The organism is Salinibacter sp. (assembly GCF_036626415.1).
Taxonomy (GTDB): domain Bacteria; phylum Bacteroidota; class Rhodothermia; order Rhodothermales; family Salinibacteraceae; genus Salinibacter.
Window position 1 is genome coordinate 1 of record NZ_JAZKRW010000143.1, and the last position, 7,048, is coordinate 7,048.

A 7,048-nucleotide genomic window follows, 5' to 3' on the forward strand; every position below is an offset into this window, starting at 1 on the left:
GGCCGATGAGCAGGTGCTCGGTCGAGACGTACTCGTCGTCCATCACGTCGGCCTCGGCGCGGGCCCGGTCGAACACCTTCTTCAGCTCCTCGCCCACGTACTGATCCCCGGCACTCGCGCCCGTCACCGCGGGCAGCGACTCCAGGGCCGCCTCCACCTCGGTGCGGAGGCGGTCGAGGCTCACGCCCACGCGCCGAAGGATCGACACGGCCACGCTGTCGGGATTGCTCAAAAAGGCCTCCAGCAGGTGCGGGGGCTCGATGCCCTGGTGGTTCTTTGAGGCCGCCAGTTCCATCGCCTTTTGGACGGCCTCTTGGGCCTTGACAGTAAATTTTTGCAGGTTCATAGGTCAAAATGTTGGTTGGACGAACGGCAATGGGCGTGCGGTGCCCCCACTCCAGTGGGTTCTCTGGAATGGCTTCTGCGCACCTCACTCGTTCTGGTAGACGAAAAGTGTACCAGCCGGAGACGATCTGACAGGATGGCAGGAAGAGGGTGGACGCCACAGCGTGCGAGATAGGAGGACGCACACATCGTCAGTCAGGCCGCCCCGCCGATCTGCCAGTGCGCGGAGTGGTCTGCCATCGGCACGGCACGTCGTCACAGGAGCCCTGCCGTGGGTTCGTGCCGCGGTGCGTCATATTCCGGAACCAATGACGCGCTGCGTTATTACTATGCATGTGAGGTTTGATGCATTGTAATTGTGCTTTCTTCGCAGGCCCATCCATCAACGATTTGACGGACCGCCATGACGGCCACGAACGACGAGACGCCGACGGACGACCGGAAAGGCTTTTCCTTGAAGACCCTGCCCGATGAGGTGTCGGGCCGGGCACGCGAAATTTGGCTCGCCGGGCTTGGGGCCCTGGAGCGGCTCGAGCAGGAAGGGGACAAGGTATTCGAAACGCTCGTTGAGCGCGGCAGGCACTATGAAGACACGCGCCGCGACCAGATCGAGGAGGCCACCGAGACCCTTCGCGAGCAGCAGGAGACGCTTACCGAGGACGTGACCCAGCGCCTCGACGACGCGACGCAATCGGTGGAGGAGGCCGTCTCGGACACCCTCAGCGGCACGCTCGGCCAGCTCGGGGTGGCCAGTCGCAGCGAGGTGCGCGACCTCTCCCGGCGCGTGGGGGAGCTCTCGAAGAAGCTGGACGCCCTCTCGGAGATGCTCACCGCCCAGCAGACGGCCGTGGAGGCCCGCGTCTTCCATGTCGCGCCCAACGACGATGGGTGGACCATCACAGTAGAGGGGGAGGACGCGCCCGTCGGCTCGCACGATACGAAGAAGGAGGCCGTGAGTGCGGCCCGCGCCGCGGCCAAGGAGCAGGCCCCGAGCCAGCTCGTCGTCCACAAACAGGACCGCTCGGTGCAAGAGAGCTTCTCCTACGACGCGGACGACGCGTAGCCCCTTCGCTCCCTCGGCACTCCGCCCAATGTGAACGCGGCCGTCCCCGCCGGGACGGTCGCGTTTCTCGTTGACGCCCTCCTGGCGGCTCTACGTCCCCCGACCCACCCCCAATCATGCACGCCGGAACCCTCCGCGAGAAGCTGGCCCAGTTCGACGAACAATGGACCCCCCACATCATCGCGGCGGTGAACGACCAGCACGTCAAGCTCGCCAAGCTGGAGGGCCCGTTCGACTGGCACCGCCACGACGGCGCGGATGAGTTCTTTCTCGTGCTCCGTGGGCGACTCGTCATCGAGTTCCGGGACGCGGACGACCGTCGGCTCGACGCGGGCGATTTCTGCGTCGTCCCGAGCGGCACCGACCACCGCCCGGTCGCGCCCGACGGGGAGGCGCACGTGCTCCTCGTGGAGCCCGCCGCGACCCGAAACACGGGATCCCGCGAGACCGACCGCACGGTTGAGGATCCCGAATGGATTTGAGCCGGCGGACGGATCGGGGCGGGCCGTTGGGGAGCAGGCTCACAGGACCCCCGCCGCCGCGCCTCCCCATCGACGGCGACACGCCTTTCTTTTCCAGAGTGCCCGCCCCGCCATGATTCACCAGGACGTGCTGATGCGGCAGATTCGCCAGTTCACCAAGGCCATCGCCACGCTGCTCGGGCAGTCGTCCCGCGAGCAGCCCGAGGACCTGTTGCAAGGGATCGACGAGGCCTGCCGCACCCACCTCGACGGGCAGGCCGAGGACCTGCGCACACTTCCGCCGGACGCACTGCTGGAGCTGTGCCACAAGAACGACCGGTTTGTGCCGGACGTGGCCCAGACCCTCGCCCGGGCGCTGCACCGGATGGGGGAAACCTATGAGTACCGGGACGACGCCGAGAAGGCCGGGGGCTGCTTCGCCCGGTCCCTCCTCCTCTACCGCCACCTCCTCCACGACCCGGACGCGCCGGTGTCGTGGCAGGCTGGCACAACCGTCGCCGCGCTGTCGAAGCGGGTCGACGCGTTGCCCGTCGACGACGCCACCCAGGAGGCGCTGGAGGCGCTGCGGAATGGGGCGGAGTAGGGGCAACCTCACGGCCGGAACGGAAACCAGACCTCAGCGCCTGCGCTCAGCTTTTTCGATGCAGTCCTCTCGGGAAAGAAAGAGATCGACCGGCGTAGGAAGAGTCACACGCTTCCCCTCACAGTTGCGCATGGTCCCATGCCCACGGATAAATCTGAACTCGCTAAACGGGGGAATGAAATCTTCGAGCGTGTGGTGCGGCCGGAGGTCGACATTGACGAGGAGGCCCGTAAATTCGTCGTGATCGACGTTGAAACGGAAGACTTCGAGATCGACCGCAATGCGCGAGCCGCCTTTGATCGCCTACTGGAACGGCACCCGGAAGCACGGGGCCGCACGTGGCTTCGCAGGGTGGGAAGTCGTTCCGCCTATCACTTCGGCGGTCGTCTCCAAAACACCGAGGACCGATGACCGGACACGTGAATGCGGACGGCGAGCCGGCGCTTCCCGTTCACATCGTGGGCCCTGCCGGGAGGCTGGAGATCGAGGCCGTCGTCGACACTGGCTTCAACGGGGAACTCACCCTTCCCCGTCCACAGATTGAGGCGTTGGGCCTCCCGGAGGCGACCGTCACCGAGGTGACCCTTGCGGATGGCCGTGTGCGCGACGTGCCCGTGTACGATGCCGAGACCGAGTTCGCCGGATCGACGAGGGAGATCTTTGTGACCGAAGCCCCGACGACGCCCCTCGTGGGGACTGGCCTCCTCTGGGGATTCTCCCTCTACATCGAGTTCCAGGTCGATGGGGCCGTCGAAGTCGATCCCCTGTCACCCTCCTCCTGACCGGGTCAGTCTACAAATTTGGGAGACGCACCGTCAGGGCCCTTTCCCGCGTGGTCCCTTCTTCTCTACCGACACCTGCTCCAGGCCCCCGACGCGCCGGTGTCGTGGCAGGTCGGCACCACGATTGCGGCGCTTGCAGAACGCGTCGAGACGCTGCCCGTCGACGACGCGACGGCGGAGGCATTGGACGCGCTGCGGAACGGGGCAAGCTAGTCAAATATCCCCTCGTCTACTCCGCTCGGCTCCCGGAATTGATACGACGCGAGCCGGCGATAGAGGCCGCCCTCCTGCATCAGCTCGGCGTGGGTGCCGCGCTGCACGATGCGGCCGTCGTCGAGCACGAAGAGGCGGTCGGCGGTCTGGACGGTGGAGAACCGGTGCGCGATGATGAAGGTGGTGCGCCCCTCCATGAGCCGCTCCAGGGCCTCCTGCACGAGCGCCTCCGAGGCGGAGTCGAGCGACGAGGTGGCCTCGTCGAGCAGCAGCAGGCGCGCGTCGCGGAGCAGGGCGCGGGCGATGGCGACGCGCTGGCGCTGCCCCCCACTCAGCTTCACGCCCCGCTCGCCCACCTCGGCGTCGTAGCCCTCGGGCAGGTCGACGATGAAGTCGTGCGCGTTGGCGGCCCGGGCCGCCTCGGCCACCGCCTCGTCGGACGCGTCGAGCCGCCCGTAGCGGATGTTCTCCCCGATCGTGGCGTTGAAGAGGTGCACCTCCTGCGACACGGACGCGATCTGTGCGCGCAGGGACCGCCGCGTGACGCGGCGCAGGTCGAGGTCGTCGACAAGGACGCGTCCCTCCTGGGGGGCGTAGAAGCGGGGGATCAGGCTCATGAGGGTCGACTTGCCCGCGCCGCTCGGCCCCACGAGGGCGACCGTCTCGCCCGCCGCCACGTCGAGCGAGAGGTCCTTGAGCACCGGCTGGCCCTCGTCGTAGGCGAAGGTGACATCGTCGAGGCGCACCCGGCCGTCGATCGGGGGCAGGTCGACGGCGTCCGGGGCGTCGCGGAGATGCGGCTCGGTGTCGAGCAGGTCGAACAGGCGCTCGGTGGCCCCCGCGGCGCTGTTGAAGGTGGAGTAGAGCTGCGACATGCTGCTCACGCTCCGCGCGATGTTGAAGGCGTAGAACACGAATGCCACGAGGTCGCCCTCCGTGAGCCGTCCGGCCAGCACCTCGATGCCGCCGTACCAGAAGATCGCCACGAGGGCGGCGAAGAAGAGCAGCCCCACGGTCGACTCGAACAGCGCCGTGACGACCACCCGGTAGCGCGCCGTGCCGAAGAGGTCCTCCACCGCGTCCTCGTAGCGGGTGACCTCGTAGTCGGACCGCGCAAACGCCTTCACGACGCGGATGGACGCGAGGGCCTCCTCCGCCACGGCGGTCGTGTCGGCCAGCCGGTCCTGAATGTCGCGGGCGAGCGCCCGAATCTTGCGCCCGAAGTAGACCGCAAACCCGGTCACGGCCGGCACGATGAGGAAGATGATGAGGCTGAGGCGCCAGTTGAGCACCACCATGAGCGCCACCGACCCCACCAGCGAGAGCGACTGGGTCAGGAAATTGGGGAGCGCGTCCGTCACCGCGCTCCGCACCGAGCCCACGTCGTTGGTGAGGCGCGAGGTGAGGTCGCCCGTGCGGCGATCGGTAAAGAACCGCAGGCTCTGCCGGTGGAGGTGCCGGTACACCTTCGTCCGCAGGTCCGCCACCACGCGCTCGCCGGTCCACCCCAGCAGGTACTTGCCCCCGAAGGCCGCCGCCGAGCGGGCCAGGAAGAGCCCGATCAGCACCAGGGTGAGGAGGTCGAGCAGGGCTCGATTTTCGTCCTGGAAGACCGCGTCTACGAGCTCGCGCAGGCCCAGCGGCACGACGAGCGCCACCGCCGCCCCCAGCACGGTGAGTACCACGGCCCCCACGAGGCGACCCCGGTAGGGCCACCCGAGCCGAAGGATGCGCCGGAGGGACGTCCACAGCCGCGCGGGACGGAGCGACGACTCTTCGGACGTAGGATCAGACTCCGGCATGAACGGCGGGCGTAGATAGGGAGCGGGCTGTCTGGACTCTTTGGGTCAACCTCTTTCTCAGCGGAAGGGATTCGCGGGGGATGTCCCCGTTTCGGAAAAAGACGCCAAGCTGGACGCCTGACGGGGGCCGACGTACCCCCCGTCGCGCCGGCACGGCTCCTCCCCGACGCGTCCCGTTCAGCACAGAGTCGAGCGCAACAACCACCGGGCCCGTGTGTGCAAAGGAAAGACTCACGTTTCCTGCTCACTGCCATTTTGCCCATGCGCTCCTCTACACTGCTGCTACTGCTTCTCGTGTCGGCCGGGGCCCTCGGGGCCTGCGGCACCACCGCCGGGGGCCTGTTCGACGACGGGCGCGAGTCGTACGTGCAGGAGAACGAGCTGTCGGGCAGGGACAGCGTGCACGTGACGGAGGGCCGCATCTACCGTGGCATGCCGATCGACCACGCGCTGGCGGCCCTGGGGCCCCCCGCCGGCCAGGACACAACGACGGCCGACGGCAAAACGCGCGTCGAGTACATGTACCGGTCGCGCCCCAACGCCTTCGATCCCGGCAACGTGCCCCGAGCGTATGTCTACGCGGAGGACCAGGCGGTGGTCGACTGGACGGGCCTCGACAAGATTCCCCGGTTCGACGCGTACTACGAGGGGGGAATGTAGCTGTGACTGTTTCTTCCGCCGACCTTCCCCGTCCAGACTCAGGCTCCTTCTCCCCAACCCGCCGCCTACAGAAACCGAAGCAGACTCACGCCGACACTGAGACCAGCGGCATCGAGCCGCTTGGTGACGTCGAGCCGCAGGGTATCCTCGAGCAGCCCGTTGACTGAGAGGCCGAGCTCGTGGTGTAGGGAGTTGGCCTGTCGGAGCGCTACGCCCCGGCGAAGCAGCCGCTCTTCGGCGTCGTCCCCGATCCAGGTGCGCCCGTGGCCGCCATGGACGATGAGCTCGATGTCCCGATCCACCGACGCCTGCCACCCGAGGAGCTCGAAGGGCACGGTCCTGAAGTTGTGCTCCCAGAACAGCACCGCGTGGTGCTCGCCCTGGTACGGACGGTCGTCGAGCGTGCGGAGCGCGCCGAACGGCGTGTAGGGCTGCGGGCTCGCCTCGATCACCCCGAAGCGCTGCAGGGGCGGGTCCCCGAAGGAGGCCCCGGCGTCGAGTCGCAGGTCCAGCGTGTTCGGCAGCAGGCGGCGCTGGAAGAAGGTCTCGATGCGCGCGTCGGCCACCACCTCCACCCGCGTGAAGTCGAAGTCGCTCGCCGCCACGTCCGGGGCGCTGTGCTCGACGGTGGCCGCCACGCGATTGATGGGCGTCACCCCCAGCACCCCGCCGTCGCCCAGTGTGGCCGTGAGGGCCCCCGACCGCAGCTGGCCGGCGTCGACCGACGGGTTGGCGGGCTGCGTCACGGACCGGCCGAGGGCGTTGTAGTCCGTGGTCTTGCGGACGGAGAAGTGTCGCTCGGTGCGGAACTGAAGAGTGAGGTCCAGTTCGGGCCCGGAGAAGGCCCGCCGGAGGGACACGCGGAGGCGCTCGTTGCCGAAGTAGTCGAAGTAGTCCGGCGCCCCCGCGAGCGTCCATAGGCTGTTCGAGAGGCGCGCCCAGACCGGCACGATGCGGGAGCGGGCCCGGTAGCGCGGGTCGATGCCGTAGCGGTAGCGGGCGGACAGGTCCGTGTTCTCCGCGAGGGGCGCGGTCACCTCGCCCCCGTACGACCACTGCGTGGGGCCCGACGGGCCGGTGTTGTAGCCGCCCCGCCCCGTGACGGCGAGCGGCCCGAC

The 7,048-nt window shown here is 68.1% G+C and carries 9 protein-coding genes and 1 pseudogene; 7 read left to right on the top strand and 3 right to left on the bottom strand.

All coding sequences use genetic code 11. The features are described from left to right. Window positions 1–346, bottom strand: a 346-nt coding sequence (locus V5A20_RS12345; protein ID WP_332327465.1) for a Clp protease N-terminal domain-containing protein, incomplete at its 3' end; no start/stop codon positions are given. A 402-nt stretch (window positions 347–748) separates the two neighbouring features. Here V5A20_RS12345 and V5A20_RS12350 point away from each other — a divergent pair. From V5A20_RS12350 to V5A20_RS12375, 6 genes are all read left to right on the top strand, one after another. After that, complete coding sequence (locus tag V5A20_RS12350; RefSeq protein ID WP_332315463.1) at window positions 749–1,408, top strand: phasin family protein; 660 nt, start codon at window positions 749–751, stop codon at window positions 1,406–1,408. 116 nt (window positions 1,409–1,524) lie between these two features. Beyond that, complete coding sequence (locus tag V5A20_RS12355; RefSeq protein ID WP_332316866.1) at window positions 1,525–1,890, top strand: cupin domain-containing protein; 366 nt, start codon at window positions 1,525–1,527, stop codon at window positions 1,888–1,890. Window positions 1,891–2,002: 112 nt separating this feature from the next. Continuing rightward, complete coding sequence (locus tag V5A20_RS12360) at window positions 2,003–2,473, top strand: hypothetical protein (RefSeq protein WP_332316865.1); 471 nt, start codon at window positions 2,003–2,005, stop codon at window positions 2,471–2,473. Window positions 2,474–2,611: 138 nt separating this feature from the next. Then, complete coding sequence (locus V5A20_RS12365) at window positions 2,612–2,884, top strand: hypothetical protein (RefSeq protein WP_332316864.1); 273 nt, start codon at window positions 2,612–2,614, stop codon at window positions 2,882–2,884. Then, window positions 2,881–3,255 (top strand): clan AA aspartic protease, encoded by a 375-nt coding sequence (locus V5A20_RS12370; protein WP_332316863.1) that lies wholly within the window; start codon window positions 2,881–2,883, stop codon window positions 3,253–3,255. Before V5A20_RS12365 ends, V5A20_RS12370 begins: the two co-directional genes overlap by 4 nt. An 18-nt stretch (window positions 3,256–3,273) precedes the next feature. After that, complete coding sequence (locus tag V5A20_RS12375; protein WP_332316862.1) at window positions 3,274–3,468, top strand: hypothetical protein; 195 nt, start codon at window positions 3,274–3,276, stop codon at window positions 3,466–3,468. Here the strand turns inward: V5A20_RS12375 and V5A20_RS12380 are convergent. Further along, complete coding sequence (locus V5A20_RS12380; RefSeq protein ID WP_332327466.1) at window positions 3,465–5,270, bottom strand: ABC transporter ATP-binding protein; 1,806 nt, start codon at window positions 5,268–5,270, stop codon at window positions 3,465–3,467. The genes V5A20_RS12375 and V5A20_RS12380 overlap by 4 nt on opposite strands. 261 nt (window positions 5,271–5,531) lie before the next feature. On the opposite strand from V5A20_RS12380, the gene V5A20_RS12385 reads away from it, so the two are divergent. After that, window positions 5,532–5,930, top strand: coding sequence for a hypothetical protein (locus V5A20_RS12385; RefSeq protein WP_332316860.1), 399 nt, complete (start codon window positions 5,532–5,534; stop codon window positions 5,928–5,930). 65 nt (window positions 5,931–5,995) lie between these two features. Here V5A20_RS12385 and V5A20_RS12390 read toward each other — a convergent pair. Next, window positions 5,996–7,048: pseudogene (locus tag V5A20_RS12390) on the bottom strand (DUF5686 and carboxypeptidase-like regulatory domain-containing protein); the annotation flags it as partial.

What these genes read in the sequence shown, in the direction of transcription:
- V5A20_RS12360 (WP_332316865.1), top strand. Translation starts at nt 2,003, where the DNA reads ATGATTCACCAGGACGTGCTGATGCGGCAGATTCGCCAGTTCACCAAG.
- V5A20_RS12380 (WP_332327466.1), bottom strand. Translation starts at nt 5,270, where the DNA reads ATGCCGGAGTCTGATCCTACGTCCGAAGAGTCGTCGCTCCGTCCCGCG.
- V5A20_RS12385 (WP_332316860.1), top strand. Translation starts at nt 5,532, where the DNA reads ATGCGCTCCTCTACACTGCTGCTACTGCTTCTCGTGTCGGCCGGGGCC.
- V5A20_RS12370 (WP_332316863.1), top strand. Translation starts at nt 2,881, where the DNA reads ATGACCGGACACGTGAATGCGGACGGCGAGCCGGCGCTTCCCGTTCAC.
- V5A20_RS12350 (WP_332315463.1), top strand. Translation starts at nt 749, where the DNA reads ATGACGGCCACGAACGACGAGACGCCGACGGACGACCGGAAAGGCTTT.
- V5A20_RS12355 (WP_332316866.1), top strand. Translation starts at nt 1,525, where the DNA reads ATGCACGCCGGAACCCTCCGCGAGAAGCTGGCCCAGTTCGACGAACAA.
- V5A20_RS12365 (WP_332316864.1), top strand. Translation starts at nt 2,612, where the DNA reads ATGCCCACGGATAAATCTGAACTCGCTAAACGGGGGAATGAAATCTTC.